Below are 17,600 nucleotides of genomic sequence, written 5' to 3'. Positions count from 1 at the left end.
ACAGTTCGGTCGCGCCGTCACACCGCCGCGAACATGGTCCAGGTCTCCACGAGCACGAAGCCCATCGACTCGTAGAGCGGCCGGCCCATCGGGCTGCTGTGCAGGTAGGCGGCGTCCGCGCCGGCCGCGATGCCATCGCGCAGCACCGTTTCGGTGAGCGTCCGGCCGAGGCCGCGGCCCCGGGCGGATGGTACGACGCCGATGTTGAACACGCCGATCACGCCGTTCGCTCGCATGCCGAGGGCGGTGCCAAGTGGCTGACCGGACTCCTCGGCCAGATAGCCGGTGATGCCGTCGGTGTCGAGCACCGCACCGCCCATCAGCGAGCCGAAGGCGCCTGCTGGCGCCTCGAAGCTCTCGGTGAAAACGTCGGTGTACCTCTCGTTCTCGGCGGCGCCGACCCGGCGTACCAGGGCCCGCTGGGTCGAGCCAAGCCGGAACACGATGTCGTCCGTGCCGCAGCCCAGCAAGGGTAGGGCGTGGCGTTCGCGCAGCCCGTGCCGCGCCGCGAGGTCGACGAGCGCGGCGCTGGCCTCGCCTCGGACCATGATCGACCAGTGCGGGGCCTGCCTGGCGACCTCGGTTGCCAACTTGTCGAGCGAGTCGAGATCCGGGTCGGTGGCCAGGTCGAAGACCCCGTTCAGCGACGCGACCTCGGCGTGGGTGACCACCGCACGAGCGGTGCCCCGTTCGGCGTACCAGCCCTTCGGAGTCACCCGGCCCAGCGCCTCGATGGCGTCGAGGTACGCCGTTGCCAACCGGTCGGCGGTGGTGCTCATGCCTCTATCCCCCATGGAACTGTCGTCCTGCCAAGACCGTCAACCTAGCCAGCGACCAGGCACGTGGGCAAACGTGACGATTCGGGTATTTGTCGGCGCTCCGCACCGGTCAGGAATCGAGAAGCCCCCGGACCGGCGTCCGGCCTAGCCTTTTCCCAGGCAGCCGGCAGGACGCCAGCCCGACGACGAGAGGAAGACCGAACATGTCCGCGAAGACCACCGCCACCGAATCCGACGGCTTCACCGCCGAGGAACGCGCCGCGATGAAGGAGCGCGCCGCCGAGCTGCGCGCCGAGGGCAAGAAGGGTGCCAAGAAGGCCGACGGGCTGCAGGCGGTCCTCGACCGGATCGCGCAGATGGAGCCGGAAGACCGGGCGCTGGCCGAGCGCGTACACGTGACGGTGACCGCCGCCGCCCCGGCCCTGTCGCCCAAGACCTGGTACGGGATGCCCGCCTACGCGAACGCGGACGGCAAGATCTTGGTCTTCTTCCAGGACTCCGGGAAGTTCAACTACCGGTACTCGACGCTGGGCTTCCAGGACGCGGCCAACCTCGACGACGGAGACCTGTGGCCGGTGGCGTACGCGCTGCAGAAGTGGAGCCCCGCGGTGGAGAAGAGGATCACCGAGCTGGTGAGGACAGCGGTCTCCTGAGCAACGCCCGTCCCCTCGTTGGCTGGCCCACGGTGCGATGATCGAGGGCCGGAGAGCCGCAGGAGACAGGAGGTGCGGACGATGCGGTGTGGGCCGCCAGCGGTACGACGAGTCCCCCGATGACCAGCCGGGCCGGTGAGGTGTTCGACACCGGGCGGACGGTGTCCGACATCGAGTCGCTGCTCACCTCGGCCCTGCCCACGGGCGGCCTACCGGCCAGCGAAGGGGACCCGGCCACCGGTGAGTGGACCGGCACCCGAGGCGAGGGCTTCCGGATCGCCCCGCTCTGGGAGAGCGAAGCCCTGACGGGTGTGTACGGTGCCGAATGGAACGAGGCCGAGGAGGCCGCCGAGGCGAACCTGGCCCTCGTCGTACGGGAGTTGGACCAGCGGTGGGGCGCGCACCGCACGGTCTCCATGCGGGTGCCGTTGTTTCGGAATCAGGCCGGTGAGCCCATGCCGGCGCTGTTCCATTCGCTCTGCGAGATGGACTGCTACGGCGACCTGACCGTCTGGGGGCCGACGGTTGTCGACGGCCGGTGGGTCGCGGTGTCGGTCAACCAGTGCGACGGCGACGCTCCCATGATCATGACAGCGGTTGTCAGCCAACTGCCGATCATCGAACTGTCGGTTTGACCTGCCCTGTGGCCCACGGCCCGGGTGCGGGCTGTCATCGACGTTGCCCACGGCCTCTATGGTTCGGGCATGTCGATCACAGACCAGGCGCTGGCCATCGAGGCGGCGGAAGCTGGAGCAACAGTCGTCCGCTCCCGGTACGGCTCAGCACTGGCGCGCGTCATGAAGACCGCCGGCGACTTCGCCACCGCCGCCGATATCGAGGCGGAGAAGGCCATCCTCGACGTCCTGCACGCGGCGCGTCCGGACGACGCGGTGTTGGGCGAGGAGAGCGGGCGCACGGGTACTGGCGACAACTGGCGCACGTGGCTGGTCGATCCGCTGTGCGGCACGTTGAACTTCGCCGCGCGGACGATGCTGGCGTCGGTCAACGTCGCTCTGCGCGTCGGGGCGGACGTCACAGTGGCGGCCTCGGTGGACCCGTTCGCCTCCGAGGTGTTCTGGACCGACGGCACCGCCGCGTACGTCCGGAGCGCGGGGACTGACGTGCGACTCGTCCCGTCGGCCGAGTCGACGCTTGTCGAGCTGAATCTCGACCCGCCCTTCCCCAACCGGGACGTCTTCCTGGCCGCCCGCATGCTCGCTGACGAGGGCTTCCTCGAACAGTTCCGACCCCGGGTGGTCTCCACCAGCCTGGCCGTGGCCTGGGTCGCCGCCGGTCGCCGCGCCGCCTACGTGACGGACCGCCGCGACCTGCGGAACAGCGTCCACTTCGCGGCCGGAATCGCGCTCTGCCGGGCGGCCGGCTGCGTGGTCACCGGGCTCGACGGTCAGCCGTTGCACGCCGGTGGTGACGGTCTCGTCGTGGCCGCGGACGAGCGGACGCACGCCGCCCTGCTGACGCTCATCCGGAAACAAGGCTCGTGATCTACTCGACTTGACATGAAGTGCGGTTGAGGTTCTAGCGTCCCTAGATGATCACGTCCGGGCTACCGCGCCCGGACGTACGTCAGCTCAGCACTACCGTCGAAGGGATCCTGATGTACCTGTCCCGCCTTCTCCGCCCGCGTACCGTCGCGAGCGCACACTGCGACCTCCCCTGCGGCGTCTACGACCCGGCGCAGGCCCGCATCGAGGCCGAGTCGATCAAGGCGATCTCCGAGAAGTACCAGGCCAGCGACGACCCGGAGTTTCGCACCCGCGCACTGCTCATCAAGGAGCAGCGCGCCGAGCTGGTCAAGCACCACCTCTGGGTGCTGTGGACCGACTACTTCAAGGCGCCGCACTTCGAGAAGTACCCCCAGCTGCACGGGCTCTTCAACGAGGCGACGAAGCTGGCGGGTGCCGGCGGCGCGAAGGGCGCCGCGGACCCGGCGGTCGCCGAGCAGCTCCTCGGGAAGATCGAGGAGATCTCGAAGATCTTCTGGGAGACCAAGCAAGGCTGATAAGCCGGTGACCGGGTGGCACCTGCCACCCGGTTCGGCGTACCGCGTTCGGGAGGATCCGCATGGCGTCGCGCACCGACCTCATCGAAGAGTTGATGAGCCGTTTCCCACACGTGCCGCGGGAGGCGGTCCTCAAGGAGGATCTGCTGCGGGGCGGGCTCGCCTTCGACGACGCGGCACTGACCGACAACGAGCACGGCGACGTCAAGCCGAAGTCGTACTTCATCTTCTCCTTCGATCACCGCACCCTGCCGGAGTTGGGGACGGCGGCTCTGCGTCGGCCACCGGAGGAGATCGTGCTCACCGGAGGGCCGTACGAACTGCGTCGTACCGTCGTGTCGGTCCGCACCAACCCCAGCTCGCCGTACCGCGTCGGCACCGACAGCGACGGTCGACTGCGGCTGTTCCTGGACGGACGGCCGATCGCCGATGTCGGGCTGCCCCCCATGCCGGCGTACTACCGCCACACGCTCGCGAACGGCAAGTCGGTGATGGAGGTGGCCCCGACGATCCAGTGGGGCTATCTGATCTACCTGACCGCGTTTCGGGTCTGCCAGTACTTCGGCGCCAAGGAGGAGTGCCAGTACTGCGACATCAACCACAACTGGCGGCAGCACAAGCAGGCCGGCCGGCCCTACACCGGGGTCAAGCCGGTCGACGAGGTCCTCGAGGCCCTGGAGATCATCAACCGGCACGACGTCGATCGCGCGTCGCAGGCGTACACACTGACCGGTGGCAGCATCACCTCGCAGGTCAACGGGCTGGCCGAGGCCGACTTCTACGGCCAGTACGCGCAGGCGATCGAGGAGCGGTTTCCGGGACGGTGGATCGGCAAGGTCGTGGCCCAGGCCCTGCCCCGAGCCGACGTGCAGCGGTTCCGCGACTACGGGATCCGCATCTACCACCCCAACTACGAGGTGTGGGACAAGCGGTTGTTCGAGTTGTACTGCCCGGGCAAGGAGCGGTACGTCGGTCGGGAGGAGTGGCACCGACGCATCCTCGACTCCGCCGAGGTGTTCGGCCCGCGCAACGTGATCCCGAACTTCGTGGCGGGCGTGGAGATGGCCGCCCCGTACGGCTTCACGAGCGTCGACGAGGCGATCGACTCCACCACCGAGGGGCTTGACTACTTCATGTCCCGGGGGATCACGCCACGGTTCACCACCTGGTGCCCGGAGCCCACCACACCCCTCGGCCGGACGAACCCGCAGGGCGCGCCGCTCGAATACCACGTCCGCCTGCTGGAGGCCTACCGGGCGACCATGGACGCCCACGGCCTGTCCAGCCCGCCCGGGTACGGCCCCGCCGGGCCTGGGCGAGCGGTCTTCTCGGTCAGCTCCTTCATGGACACCCTGCCGTCCACGGATTCGTGAGGGACGCGCTCGGCTGAGCCGCCGGTGCCGATCTGCCGAGGAGCGGTATACCTCAGAGGCATATTCATACCTCTGAGGTATACCGCTCACAACCGCATCCGCCCCGTCGAAGGTGACCGACGGCGATCGGCCCAGCCCCACCCCGCCGGCCCGACAGGTCGGTGACTCCGCTGCGCCCGCAGCACCAGCCAGGGTGAGGACCTACTCGTCTAGCTGGCGTACGTCTCGAACTCACCGACCCGTGGCGTACCGCTGGAGCTGTTGATCTTAAAGTTGATCTTGCTCGTCGCGGTCGACGAGAAGGTGATCGAACCGGCCCCGCTGCCGGCGGCCAGGACCGCCCCGTTGTCGTTGTTGATCAGCTGCCAGGACCCGATGGAGCCCTGGGTGCCGGACGGTTCCCGGATCACCACCCGGGACACCTGGGTCGCGGAGCCCCACTTGATCGAGATCGTGCCGGTGAACCCGGCCGGCGACCAGTAGGTGCTCAGGTTGCCGTCGCGCACGTTTCCGTAGCTGGTATCGCTGGCCTTGCTGGAGCCGTCGGCGCCGGCGCCGAGGCTGAGGTTGGTCCCGCCGGTGGGCGGTGGCGTGGTGGGCGGCGGTGTCGTGGGCGGAGGCGTGGTCGGCGGCGGCGTGGTGGGCGGTGGGGTCTGCGGCGAGCAACTGCCGTTCGACACCCTCAGGCCCGTGTTGGCGCCGACCGTTTGACGGACGATGTCCGGCACGCAGCTCGCCCCGTCGAGGCTGTACGGGTACGGGATGCTGATTGTGGTGTTGGAGGTCGGGTTGGGGCCAGCGGGGTAGTTCTCGCTGCCGGCGCTGGACCAGGTCACGTTGTCGAAGACGTTGCCGGCGACCTGCCAGTAGCCGCGCTCGTTGGTGTAGAAGGTGCCCAGGACGTCCTTCGAGTCGCGGAAGTAGTTGTTCTCCACCTTGGCCCTGGCTCCCGCCCGGGAGTTGATTCCGGACTCGTGCAGGCTCACGTAGTGGTTGTTGTAGATGTGCGCGACGCCGCCGCGCAGCAGGGGCGTGCGGGAGTCGATGTTCTCGTAGAGGTTGTGGTGGTACGTGATGAAGCCGTTCGACAGGTCGCTCTCGCTGGACCCGACGAGGCCGCCGCGACCGGAGTTGCGCAGGATGCTGTAGGACAGCGTCACGTACTGGGTGTTGTCCTTCATGTCGAAGAGGCCGTCGTACCCCTCGGACTCCCCGCCCGAGGCCTCCAGGGTGACGTGATCGACCCAGACGTTGCGGACCGTGCTCTCCATGCCGATGGCGTCCCCGCCGTTGGAGGTGGGCGAGCCCGACTTCTTGACGTTCCGCACCGTCACGTTCTGGATGATGATGTTGCTGGAGTCACGGATGTGGATTCCCAGCTGGTCGAACACGGCGCCGCTGCCGACCCCGATGATCGTGACGTTGCTGATCTGCTTGAGCTCGATCACGCCCGCGGCGGTGTTGCAGCTCGACCCGGACACCTTGGCGGTGTTGCCGTGGTTGATGGTCCCGATGACCTCGATGGTGATCGGGGTGCTGCTGCTGGTCCGACCGCACAGCGCCGCGTGGATCGCCGTGCCCGTGGTGGCCCGTACCGTCTGCCCGCCCGCGCCGCCGGTGGTCCCGCCGTTCTGGGTGGCGTAGCCGGTGGCGCTGCCGACCGCCGCCGAAGCCTGCGGGGTCGGCAGGGCCACCCCGACCGCGATCACCACGGCCGCCGCGGCCAGCACTGCCTGACGTCGCAACACGACTGGTCGTCTCATGTCGCCTCACCTTCGCATTCGTCTCGTTCCAGGTTTCGACTCGACGGACATCGCGACCGCACCTGCCGACGGACGTCATTCGGGAATTGGCGACAGTCAATCGCGAAGAATTCATCGAAGTCTCTCGTGCCCTGGTAGAAGCAGGGATGTGCCGTGCGAACGAAGCGCTCCTGGAGGCACCGCTCGCCCGACCGTTAAACGAAACATCGATGTAACGCAATCGTAGGAAAGCGGTTTCCCTGAAGGCAATAGCTGGCGCTTGCAGGTTTGTTGCAGTGCCTGCGGCAAGCGTCGACCGCGCGGGTCGGGGCGGCCCGAGCCCTCGACGGCGCCGGTTTACGGCTCGTTGCGCGCTCGGTATTGACACCGCCGGGCCTGCCATCGATGCTCTGCTAAATCAGTTTAGCGACCTGCTCGCTCCGACCCGTCCCCCTGCCGGTCCGGGCGAATCGCTGGCTGAGGGCACCACCCCCGAGAAAGGACCCGCATGAGACTGCGCAAAGGACTGATCCCGCTCGCCGCCACCCTCGTCCTGGCCGGCGCCTCCGGCACGGCGTACGGCAGCGCGAGCGACAGCCGGGGCGGCACGGACGGAATCCGCAGCATCACCCCGATCACCACCGTCTAGTGACCGAGAAACCGGTCAACCACCTGCGGAGCAGGCCGCTGACCTGGTGCGCTACACCGAGTACCCGGACGCCGCGTTCTCGGTGCCGGACTACCACGCGGCGTTCGGACCGACCTACGAGGACGCCAGCATCCTGCGCTGGCTGCTCGACCAGTCCAAGCCCTGAGGCTGGGGCCGGGCGACGCCTCGCCGCGAGCCGGCGGCGCGAATCCCTCGCGCCGACGGCTTACCGGTGGGCGTCGCCCGCGTCGGGCTCGGCAGCAGCTGACGCGCCGCCGACGAGCACGGACTCCTGACCCTCCTGCCGGCCCTCCTGCCTCGCGCGGGCAAGCAGCCCGGCCAGCCGACGCCGCCGGTGCCGGGCCGCCGCGCGCAGGCCCAGGAGCAGGCCGGCGAGCAGAGCCAGCAGCGCAAGCTGCGCCCACGGTACGACCCAGGTGGTGACGGTGGCGGAGGCCGGTCGGAGGTCGGCCCCGGCCTGACCGTCGCCGAGCAGCATCGGCGACGTGCTGACTGTCGTGCGGATGCGCCCCACGGCCCAGACGCCGTCGGCCCGGGTCTCCACAGCCCGAGCCCCGCCGGGCAGCAACTCCTCGACGGCGCTGGTGGCGTCGTGGCTGGTCCGGCCGAGCAAATCGGACATCGCCACCCGACTCGTTCCGCTGACCCAGACGTTGCCGTCGTTCTCGACTGTGTAGCGGACCCGCACCGTGCCCCCGGCGAACGGGTTCCACGACGGGGAGTACGTCGCGCCGAGGCCCCGGACGGCCAGGGCCGCCCGCGCGGAGCCGTTGACCCGCAGCATGACCCGGAACCCGACGCGGCTCTCGACGTTGACCGTGCCTCCGGTGCTGGTGACCGTCGCGGCGATGCCGGCCGGGTGGTCGCCCGGTGTGGCGCCCTGGGGCACCGTGATCGTGAACGGCACCACCCGCGTCTCGTTCGGGCCGACGGTGACCTTGTCCTGGACGTCGATCCAGGTGCCGCCGTCGACCGAGGGCCGGTCGGAGGACAGCATGTTGAAGCGGCCCTTGTCGGTGAGGTAGCCGTCGGCGGCCTTCAGCGAGAAGACGACGGCGGTGCGGCTGAGGTTTCGTACCGCCAGGTGCTCGGTCACGGCCTGCCCCGGGTCGAGGCTCGCGTTGATCCACCGGCGTTGGTCCGGCCCACTCGCGGTCGCCGGCTGGACCGTCCAGGTCAGGGCCTTCGGGTCCGGTTCGGCCGCCCTCGCGGTCGGCGCGGCAGCAACCGCGGTCGGCGCGGCAGCAACCGCGGTCGGCGCGGCCGCAACCGCGAAGAACGCGACGGCGACGACGAGGGCCCGGCGCAGTGGGGTGACGGTCATGAGGCGGCCCTTCGGCACGGGGCTGGGCGGGGGCCTGATTCGGCCCCCGCCCAGGCCACTACTCGAACAGTGAGAGCGTGAGCGTGGAGCTGTACTCGCCGGCGGCGACCTCCGCGGGCGTCCGCAGATACAGGTCGGCGTTGACCGAGTACGAGTCGCCGGCGACGGCCTCGGAGTCGAAGGCCGAGACCAGCAACTCCTGGTCGACGAGGCCGACATTGTTGCCGGGCTGGGTCGGCTCGTCCAGGCTGGTCACCACCTCCTCGCCCTCGGTGACCAGGCCGGTGTCGCCGCCGTCGAGCAGGCGCGGCTTCCAGCCGAAGTGGTCGGCGGTGATCGGCGCCTGGCCGGCGGTGCCCGCGAAGTCGGTCGCGCTGCCGAGCACTGCCCAGCTGACGCCGTCGGGCACCTCGTCGGCGACGCGGGTGTCGGTGACCGTCACCGTCGGCAGCGTACCGACGAACTGACGAACCAGGAGGGTCGAGCCGTCCTCGGACAGCGCGACGGCATCGCCGGCGATCGACAGGGCGAGCACGCCCGGTTCCCTGATCTCGTCGATGTCGACGGTGACCCGCACGCTGGCGTCGTCACCGGGCTCGGCCAGTGCGGGCGACGGCAGCGCCGCCGCCCCGGTCAGCACCGCGCCGACGGCGCAGGCCGCGAGCATCTGCCGCCGTTTGTATGTGTTCATGTGATCTCCGTTCTCCGCCATCACTGGTTATCCGCCGCAGCTGCCGGCGGGGTGTTGCACGGTGCGGACCGTCGTCACGTCCTGTCCGCCGATCGCCCCGGTCACCCTTACCGTCGCCGTACCCGCCGGCACCGACCCGGCACGGGTGTTGAATGACTGGTAGGCGTTCGCGCCGGGCGCGACGGCCGCGAACGACCGCTCGCCGTACGGCGTCTGCAGTGTGATGCCCACCGGCGCGTCATGGTCGTTGCGCGCCTGAACCGCCACGTACGCCGTGCCGCCGACGCATCGCGTCGACGCGGTGAGCGTGACGGGCAGCTCGGGGCTGGCTGCCGCAAAGGCCCAGGTGTCGATCTCGAAGAGGTCGGCGCCGGCCGGGCCGGTGTAGGTGAAGTAGACGTCGTGCACGCCGCTGACGCCGTCAAGCTCGGCGGTCACCTCGGCCCACTCTCCGACAGGGGTGTCCACAGCGACCGTGCCGACGACGGGACCGTTGACGTCGTCCAGCCGGACCTGGACCTGCCCGCCGGCGGCGACCGCTCGCACCCGCGCCGTCACGCTCTGCGCGCCGCTGTCCCCGAAGTTCACCGAGGACAGCGCCGTCCAGTCGCCGTTGTCGATGTCGCGGACCACGAGGTTGGGCGCCGCGCCGCCGAACTGGGCGGAGCTGCCGTCGACCTTGGTGGTCGCGACGCCCTTGCTCCAGCCGAAGGTCTCGGCCTCGAAGATCCGGTACGGGTCGAAGTTCCGGACCTGGTCCACGCCGGCGTAGGTGCCGACGACCTGCTGGATCGTGCCGTCCGCGTTGAAGGTCAGCTCCTGGATGTGCGGGCTGCGGTACCCCTGGGTGGTGTTGCCGTTGATGCGCTTGTTGAGCGTCGGGGCGTGGTAGGTGAAGTAGTACTTGCCCCCGAACTCGAACACCGACTGGTGGTTGTTACCACCGGTGCCGGCCCCGAAGAACTGGGACTGGTTCGGGAAGAGCACCCCGGCGTAGGTCTCCTTCGGCCACGACATCGGGCCGTCGGAGATCATGTAGCCGATCTGGCCACCCCCCGGGTAACCGGGAAGCGGCTGCTGGTTCCCACCGAAGTCGTTCCCGCCGAAGTGCGAGGAGTACGAGAAGTAGTATTTGCCCTGGCGCTTGAAGACGTGACCCGCCTCGAAGGCGACCGGGGCGTCGACCACCGCGGCCGTTCCCTCGGTCGAGACCATGTCGTCGCCGAGCTCGATCGACCGGATGTTCTTCGGGTTGTTGAAGCGCTCGGCCGGCGGCATGCTCGTCGACGCGGGACCACCACCAAAGTAGAGGTACGGCTGGCCGTCGTCGTCGACGAACGGGGCCGGGTCGAACTTCCAGGCGACAGTCTCGGCACCGGGGGTACGGCCATCGATGAGCGTGCTGGTGCGCTCGCTGGTCCACGGACCGAGCGGCGAAGCGCCCGTGATCACGTTGCTGGAGCCACCGCCGTTGGCGTAGTAGAGGAAGAACTTCTCCACCCCGTTCACCACCTTCTTGGTGATGCCCGGAGCCCACGAGTTGGCGGTGAACGGGGCCACCCCGTTCGGGCCGGCGACCTGGATCTCACCGTGGTCGGTCCAGTTCACGAGGTCCTCCGAGGAGATCACCGTGATCTGGTTGATGTCGCCGTAGTTGATCCCCGGCGAGACGCCAGTGGTCGGGTTCGGGGCGTAGCCCTGGGTGTCGTTGGTCATGTACATGTACACCCGGCCGTCGTGCACGAGGCCGAAGCCGTCGGCGCCGAACTTGTGCCCGATCAACGGGTTGTGCTCCCCGGGCAGCTTGCCCACGACCTCGATCGTCTTCGACGCCGGCGGGGGCGGCGCGGCGCCGACCACCGACACGTCGTCGAGTTTGAAGTCCATCAGGTGCAGAGCCGGGTCGGTGGACGGCGTGCTCGTCCAGGGGGTCTCGAAGAACAGGCGTGTCGTCGACACGCTCTGCGTCGCCGGGATCGTGAACGTTCCGCTGAACTGCGCCCACTGACCCTTCGTGGCGGTCACGCTGACGAGGTTGGTGTAGGTGCCACCGCCGTAGTGCATGGTGGCGAAGAACTGCTTGGTGGCCGGGCTGCTCTCGTTCTCGTACTTGATCCGGGCGGTGAGGGTGTAGGCCTGACCGGCCTGCACCTTGCCGCTGAGGTCCTGCATCGGGCCGGATCCGGTGGTCGTCCGGCTGGTGACGAGCGCGGCGTTCGCGCCGGAGTAGGCGTCCGACGTGGCCGACAATTGGGCGCCGTCGGCGGCGTTTCCGTTGTTGACGAACCAGTTGGCCAGGCCGTCCTCGAACCCGCCGTTGACGACGAGGTTCGTGTCGGCGGCCTGGACCGGCGCCGCCGGGGCGACGAACCCCGTGGCCAGCATCAGGCCGACTGTCGCGAGCGCTGCGACCCGTCCTCGGGTCGCCCGTCGCATTCGTTGTTCCACGAGACATCCTCCTTCATCTCTGACGTGCGGTCATCGGTGTACGGGGGATCAGTGGGTGTGCTTCCGTGGATGGTCCGGACATCAGGGGTGCGACTGCCGCCACCGGCTGACCGGTGCCGGCGACGCGGGACAGTGCCCCTGTTCCGCGCCGCCCGGCCGGTCGCCGGTGGTGCTGGTCGGTGAGCCGCGGCTCGTGGTGGGGTTATCCGCCGCAGGCGTCGGCGGGGTGCTGCGCGGAGTGGCGGCTGGTCACGGCCTGACCGGCCACCGTGCCGGTGACCCGGATCGTCGCCGAGCCGGCCGCCACCGACGCCGCACGGGTGTTGAACGACTGGTAGACGTTCGCTCCCGGCGCGACGGACGCGAACGACCGGTTCCCGTACGGGGTCTCGACGGTGATGTCCACCGGCTCGTCCAAGTCGTTGCGTGCCTGCACCGCCAGGTACGCCGTGGCGTTCAGGCAGCGCGCCTGAGCGGTGGCAGTCACGGGCAGCGCCGCCAGCACTCCGAGTCGGGCCAGTTGGTAGCTGAGCGCCCGCTCCGGTGCGTCGATCTGGTTCTGGGTGCCGAACTGGCCGGCTCGTGCCGCCTTCGCCGCGGCCAGCGCCGACTGCGTCGTGGCCCAGGCGTCGGCCGGGTAGTGGCGCGGGTCGAGCGTCTGCGCGTGGGCGATGGCCGCGTCGAGGGCGGTGGTGTCCAGCGGCCGGGCCTGCGCGGTCAGCACGTCGCTGAGCAGGTAGTTGTCGAAGTCGACGTGGCCACCGGTCTCCTGGGTCGCGTAGTTGAACAGGCCCACCCGGTGCCCCATGAAGTGCGCGAGGCTGCCGTCGAGCGCCTGCGGGCCCACCCGGTTGCCCAGCCGGGTCCACTGGACCCCGTCCAGGCTGTAGTAGAACGTCGTCCACAGTTGGCCGACCGGCGAGGAGAAGTCGAGGTCCGCCTTCACGTGCACCTCGGTCGCGGCGCCCAGCGACACCGTCGTGCCCGACACGAAGTTCTCCAGCGTCGACTGGTCCAGGTCGACCGCGAACGGCTGCGACCGGTTCACCACGCCGAGGGTGTTCACGTCACCGACGCGCTTGACCGCCACGTACGAGAATCCGCGGTTGTAGGCGGCCAGGCCGGCGACGTCGCCGTTCTTCATCCCGGAGATGTCCATCCGGGTCTGGACCGACTGCCGGGGCCCGAACGTCCGTTGCGAGAGCGTGTTGCGTGCCTCCTCGAACCACGCCAACTCGGCGCGGTTGGACAGCTTCGTGTAGACGTACTGGCCGGTGACCACAGTGCCGGCCGTCAACCGCAGCCAGCCGTCGCGGTCGGTGAGTGACCAGTACCTGTTGTCCGGGGCGTGGTTCCACTCCCACGCCAGGTCCAGCCGTGAGCCGTTGGGGGCGATCTCCGCCGGGTCGAGCGGCGCGGGGACCGTCCACTGCTCGTCCTGGTACGCCTTGTGCGGCGCGTCGTTGGTGAAGTCGTCGGAGGCGACGATGCTCTTCTGCCGCTCGAATAGCTCCTCGGCCGGGCTGAGCTGGATCGGCTTGTCGAACAGGCCGTTGACCGGCACGACCCCGCCTGCGCCGAAGGTCGGCCACCCGTCCTGCCAGGTGGCGGGGATGAGCGCCGGGATCCGGCCGATCGGGAACGTGTCCCGGAAGAACATGCCGTGCCAGTCGGTCCCGCCGCCGGCGCGGCTGATCGGCACCAGACTGCCCTGCGCGAAGCCGTTGGAGTTGAGCACCCCGCGCGCCTCGTAGGTGTTGACCCCGCCGGCCGAGGTGTAGCGCCCGAGCAGGTACCTCGACCGGAACATCACCACCTGGCGTCCCTGCCCGGACGGCCAGGTGATGATGACGGCGTAGTACCAACCGTCGATGTGGTAGACCTGCGCGCCCTCGAACAGACCGCCGATGAACGGCTGCCCGGCGTAGTTGTTGGCGGTGAAGATGTTCGGGTAGTCCTGCGCGATGGCCGTCAGGTCGGCGTTGAGGCGTACGGCGCTGGTGCCGCCGGAGCCGTAGAAGATGTACGGCGTGCCGTCGACGTCGAAAAAGAGCGACGGGTCGTGCAGGCCACGGCCGAGGGCGGTGCGCTGCCACGGGCCGTTCTCGATGTCGTCGGTGCGGTAGAGGTACGCCCCGCTGAGGTTGTTGGTGTTGAAGACGGCGTAGAAGGTGCCGTCGTGGTAGCGCAGCGACGACGCCCACTGGCCCTGGCCGTACGAGTTCTGGCCGTTGCGCAGTGAGAAGGAGTCGCCGATGCTCGCCCGGTCGAAGACGTAGTTGACGATCTCCCAGTTGACGAGGTCGTAGGACTTCATGATCGGTGCGCCCGGGCTCAGGTGCATCGTCGTGCTGATCATGTAGTAGAGGTCGCGGCCCTCGTCATTCTCGGCGGCCGGTACCCGCTCGACGCTGATGTCCGGCACGTCGGCGTTGAGTAGCGGCACCGAGTAGGTGCCGGCGCCGGTGTCGGTCGAGGTGTACGACGATCGGGGCGACCATCCGTCGGCGTCGTGCGCGGAGGCCGGGGCGGCCACCAGGCTCGCGCCGACGAGAACGGCCGCCGATGCGAACGCGCACAGTGGATGGAGACGGCCCGGAGGCACAGTGGACGCCAGCCGGGTCAGCGTGTCCGCAACGCGGTGAGCGAGGACCTTCAGGCTGTTCACAGCGAATGTGCGGGGGGATTTCAGGACACGCGAGCGGATCAACACGACCAAGGCGAGCTCCAAACGCGAGAGCGGCGTGAAGGTCATCGTGTTATCGCTAACAACGCCTGTCAAGGCTATCGATGAAACGCGCCCGAAGTATCCCCGTAACACCGCCGACCCTCCACAATGGAATTTGTTTCTTCGGCGGCCCACCCCCGGTGATCATGAAGTTGTTGCCACCGGCCACGGCGTGTCAGGGCAATAACTTCATGATCAACCGGGGCGCGGGGGGCGGGCGGGGGTCAGGTTTCCAGGCAGGAGCGGAGGGCGGCGGTGAGCTGGTTGGAGCGCTCGTCGCCCATCCCGCGCATCTGATTGACCACGTAGCCGAACCCCACCTGATGCTCCCCGTCGGCGAAGGCCAGGTTTCCGCCCGCGCCGTCGTGGCCGAAGCTGCGCTCACCCAGCAGGGGCCGGGCCGGTGGCGAGTGCAGCAGGAAGCCGGTGCCCCACCGGTGCCCGGTGTCCGGCGGGCCGTGCCGCTGCTGACCACGCGAACGCACCACCACCGCGTCGTCCACCGACGCGGCCGTGAGCAACGGCCCGCCCTGGAGGTTCGACACACAGGCCGCGTAGAGGCGCGCGAGGCCCTCGGCGGTGCTCACCGCGCCCGCGCCGGGAACACCGGCGGCCCGGATGGCGTCGTCGTTGAAGCTCACCAGGCCGTCGGCGTCGGCGGGGAACGCGAAAGCGCCCCCCATGGTGATGCCCCGTTCGGCGACCGGGTCCACGAACGGGTCGGGGTCCGGCAGCGGCGCCAGATCCCAGGCGACGGTGTCGCTCTCGGCGGCCGGCAGCCCCAGCCAGGTGTGCAGGCCGAGCGGGCCCGCGACGGTGTCGGCGAAGAACGCGCCGGGCAGTTGGCCGGTGCTGCGGTGGATCACCTCACCGACCAGCCAGCCGTAGGTCATCGAGTGGTAACCGTGGGCGGTGCCCGGCTCCCAAAGCGGGGCCTGCGCCTCGATCGCCTTGATGACCGGGTCCCACGCCAGAACCTCGTCGAGGGTCAGGGACCGATCCAGCGCGGGCAGACCGGCCTGGTGCGTGAGCAACCACCGCACCGGGATGTCCGCCTTGCCGTGCTGTCCGAACTCCGGCCAGTAGCGCGTCACCGGAGCGTCGAGGTCCAGCCGGCCCTGTTGGGACAGCAGGTAGGCGCAGATCGCCAGGATTCCCTTGGTGCAGGAGAAGACGACGGCCGGCGTCTGCGCGTCCCAGGGCCGCCCGGTACGGGTGTCGGCCACCCCGCCGTACAGGTCGACCACCTTGCGGCCCCGCACGTAGACGGTGACAGCGGCGCCGACCTCTCCCCGGGAGGTGAAGTTGTCGCGGAAGACGTCGGCGACGCGCCCGTAGCGATCGTCGACGTCGCCGTGGATCTGCGGCTGTGCAACCACTGCCTACCCCTTCACTGACCCTTGGATCAGGGCCTTGATGAACTGTCGTTGGAAGATCAGGAACACGATGAGGGTCGGGGTGAGGATCAGCAGCGATCCCGCGCACAGCAGCACCAGGTCGGTGCCCCACTGGCCCTGGAACGCGCCGAGGGCCCCGGCCATCGTGCGTTTGGTGGCGTCGTCGACGAGGACGATGGCGAGCAGGAACTGGTTCCAGGTCCAGAGGAACATCAGGATCGTCAGCGAGGCGATCGCCGGCCGGGCGAGCGGCACCTGGACCCGCCAGAACAACTGCCACGTGCTGCTGCCGTCCACCCGGGCCGCCTCGGACAGCTCGACCGGCACGTTTGTGAAGTGCGCCCGCATCCAGAACACCGCGAACGGCATGTACAGGCCGATCAGCGGCAGGATGATGGCCCAGCGCGTGTTGAGCAGTCCGAGATCCTGCATCTGGTAGTAGAGCGGCGTGACCACTGCCTCGAACGGCAGGGTCAGCCCCAGCAGGAAGAGGCCGAAGACGAGTCGCCCACCGGGGACCCGCAGCTGACCGAGCCCGAAGCCGGCCATGGTCGCGATGAGCACCGACACCGGCACGACACCTGCCACGATGAGCAGGCTGGAGCGGAGCAGGGCGCCCATGTTCGCGGCGGTGAAGGCGTCCGCGAAGTTCCCCCACTGCGGGTCGGACGGCCACTCCAGCCCGCTGGGCACGGTTCCCCGGGGCTGTAACGCCGCCGACAGCATGCTCACGAACGGCAGCAGGGTGACGACGATCAGGGCGATCAGAAAGACGCGGCCGGTCAGCTGTTCGCGTCGACTCAGGTTCACGGCTTCTCCCCTCGGCTCAGGCGTTGGATCGGCAGCACACACGCCAGCACCAGCACCATGAGGACGACAGCCAGCGCCGAGGCGAGCCCCACCTGCCGCTGCGAGAAGGCCAGCCGGTAGATCTCCAGGCCCGGCACCGTTGTCTGCAGGCCGGGGCCGCCGCTGGTGGAGATGTAGACGATGTCGAAGCTCGCCAGCGCCGCGATGATCGTCACGGTGAGGCAGACGCCGATCTCCTGGCGCAGGCTGGGCAGGGTCACGGCGAGGAACTCGCGGACCGGCCCGGCGCCGTCCAGGCGGGCGGCCTCGTACAGCGCCGGATCGATCTTGCTCATGCCGGTGACCAGCAGGATCGTGCAGAGGCCGAGCAGAACCCAGGCGCCGATGACGCCGACGGCAGGCAGCGCCGTGTCGAAGTCACCGAGCCAGGCGCGGGCCACGCCACCCAGTCCGACCGCGCGCAGCGCCTGGTTGACCAGGCCGTTCGACGAGAGCAGCCAGCTCCACGCGATGCCCGCCGCCACCAGGGGAATGACCTGTGGCAGGAACAGGATGGTCCGGACGACGGTGCCGAACGCGCCTGTGGTGATCCGGCGAACCATGCTCGCCACCAGCAGCCCGAGCGCGACCGGGATGAAGCTGAAGAAGACGATCAGGACGATCGCGTTGCCGATGATTTTCAGCAGATCGCTGTCGGTGAAGACGGTGAGGTAGTTGTCCAGGCCCACCCAGCGGGCCACGCCGATGCCGTTCCAGTCGTAGAGCGAGTACTGGAACGTCAGGACGAGCGGGCGCAGGACGAACACCGCGTACATCACCAGGGCGGGCAGGACGTACAACCAGCCGGTCCCGGCCGCGCGGGCCCACCGGAATCGGTGGGCGTCGGGAGCGGAGGCGAGCTGGCGCGAGATCCGGCTGCGGAACACCGACTGCCCGTCGCAGCCACCGGGCAAGCCGACCCCGGG

General features: G+C 69.1%; 15 protein-coding genes. 6 read left to right on the top strand and 9 right to left on the bottom strand.

The genetic code is table 11. The features are described 5' to 3' along the window. Positions 1-17 precede the first annotated feature (17 nt). Positions 18-779 carry a GNAT family N-acetyltransferase gene (locus ABZU74_RS11580; protein ID WP_355421455.1) on the bottom strand — a complete coding sequence of 254 codons (762 nt, stop codon included), beginning with the start codon at positions 777-779 and terminating at the stop codon, positions 18-20. Positions 780-982: 203 nt separating this feature from the next. Between ABZU74_RS11580 and ABZU74_RS11575 the strand changes: the two genes are divergently transcribed. The 5 genes from ABZU74_RS11575 to ABZU74_RS11555 all read left to right on the top strand — a co-directional run bounded on the left by ABZU74_RS11575 (position 983) and on the right by ABZU74_RS11555 (position 4,825). Further along, a complete protein-coding gene (locus ABZU74_RS11575; protein ID WP_355421452.1) occupies positions 983-1,432 on the top strand; it encodes a hypothetical protein in 450 nt (149 codons plus the stop codon). Between the two features lie 119 nt (positions 1,433-1,551). Beyond that, positions 1,552-2,067 (top strand): hypothetical protein, encoded by a 516-nt coding sequence (locus ABZU74_RS11570; RefSeq protein ID WP_355421449.1) that lies wholly within the window; start codon positions 1,552-1,554, stop codon positions 2,065-2,067. Positions 2,068-2,136: 69 nt separating this feature from the next. Then, the gene (locus ABZU74_RS11565) at positions 2,137-2,934 is read left to right on the top strand and encodes an inositol monophosphatase family protein (protein WP_355421446.1); all 798 of its coding nucleotides are present in this window, start codon (positions 2,137-2,139) and stop codon (positions 2,932-2,934) included. Between the two features lie 113 nt (positions 2,935-3,047). After that, the gene (gene sodN, locus ABZU74_RS11560; RefSeq protein ID WP_355421910.1) at positions 3,048-3,452 is read left to right on the top strand and encodes a superoxide dismutase, Ni; all 405 of its coding nucleotides are present in this window, start codon (positions 3,048-3,050) and stop codon (positions 3,450-3,452) included. Between the two features lie 62 nt (positions 3,453-3,514). Further along, entirely contained in the window at positions 3,515-4,825 is a 1,311-nt protein-coding gene (locus ABZU74_RS11555) for a radical SAM protein (RefSeq protein WP_355421443.1), read from the top strand. Between the two features lie 209 nt (positions 4,826-5,034). Here the strand turns inward: ABZU74_RS11555 and ABZU74_RS11550 are convergent, their stop codons facing one another. Next, entirely contained in the window at positions 5,035-6,588 is a 1,554-nt protein-coding gene (locus ABZU74_RS11550; RefSeq protein ID WP_355421440.1) for a polysaccharide lyase family 1 protein, read from the bottom strand. Between the two features lie 487 nt (positions 6,589-7,075). Here ABZU74_RS11550 and ABZU74_RS11545 point away from each other — a divergent pair, with 487 nt between their 5' ends. Next, complete coding sequence (locus ABZU74_RS11545) at positions 7,076-7,216, top strand: hypothetical protein (RefSeq protein WP_355421437.1); 141 nt, start codon at positions 7,076-7,078, stop codon at positions 7,214-7,216. Positions 7,217-7,442: 226 nt separating this feature from the next. On the opposite strand, the gene ABZU74_RS11540 is transcribed toward ABZU74_RS11545, so the two are convergent. From ABZU74_RS11540 to ABZU74_RS11510, 7 genes are all read right to left on the bottom strand, one after another. Next, a complete protein-coding gene (locus tag ABZU74_RS11540; protein WP_355421434.1) occupies positions 7,443-8,561 on the bottom strand; it encodes a hypothetical protein in 1,119 nt (372 codons plus the stop codon). A gap of 58 nt (positions 8,562-8,619) precedes the next feature. Beyond that, positions 8,620-9,252: a hypothetical protein gene (locus ABZU74_RS11535; protein WP_355421431.1), complete on the bottom strand. Its 633-nt coding sequence runs from the start codon at positions 9,250-9,252 to the stop codon at positions 8,620-8,622. A gap of 27 nt (positions 9,253-9,279) precedes the next feature. Next, on the bottom strand, positions 9,280-11,700 hold the full coding sequence (locus tag ABZU74_RS11530; protein WP_355421428.1) for a family 43 glycosylhydrolase: 2,421 nt from the start codon (positions 11,698-11,700) through the stop codon (positions 9,280-9,282). A 202-nt stretch (positions 11,701-11,902) separates the two neighbouring features. After that, positions 11,903-14,368 carry a glycoside hydrolase 43 family protein gene (locus ABZU74_RS11525; RefSeq protein WP_355421425.1) on the bottom strand — a complete coding sequence of 822 codons (2,466 nt, stop codon included), beginning with the start codon at positions 14,366-14,368 and terminating at the stop codon, positions 11,903-11,905. Positions 14,369-14,652: 284 nt separating this feature from the next. After that, the gene (locus tag ABZU74_RS11520; protein ID WP_355421422.1) at positions 14,653-15,807 is read right to left on the bottom strand and encodes a serine hydrolase domain-containing protein; all 1,155 of its coding nucleotides are present in this window, start codon (positions 15,805-15,807) and stop codon (positions 14,653-14,655) included. 3 nt (positions 15,808-15,810) lie between these two features. Continuing rightward, on the bottom strand, positions 15,811-16,635 hold the full coding sequence (locus ABZU74_RS11515) for a carbohydrate ABC transporter permease (RefSeq protein WP_124860646.1): 825 nt from the start codon (positions 16,633-16,635) through the stop codon (positions 15,811-15,813). Further along, positions 16,632-17,561: a sugar ABC transporter permease gene (locus ABZU74_RS11510; RefSeq protein ID WP_355421907.1), complete on the bottom strand. Its 930-nt coding sequence runs from the start codon at positions 17,559-17,561 to the stop codon at positions 16,632-16,634. Before ABZU74_RS11510 ends, ABZU74_RS11515 begins: the two co-directional genes overlap by 4 nt. Between the last annotated feature and the right edge of the window lie 39 nt (positions 17,562-17,600).

The organism is Micromonospora sp. NPDC005171, assembly GCF_040608575.1.
Taxonomy (GTDB): Bacteria; Actinomycetota; Actinomycetes; order Mycobacteriales; family Micromonosporaceae; genus Micromonospora.
Note: the sequence above shows the minus strand (reverse complement) of the source record. Positions and strands in the feature narration are given on the sequence as shown.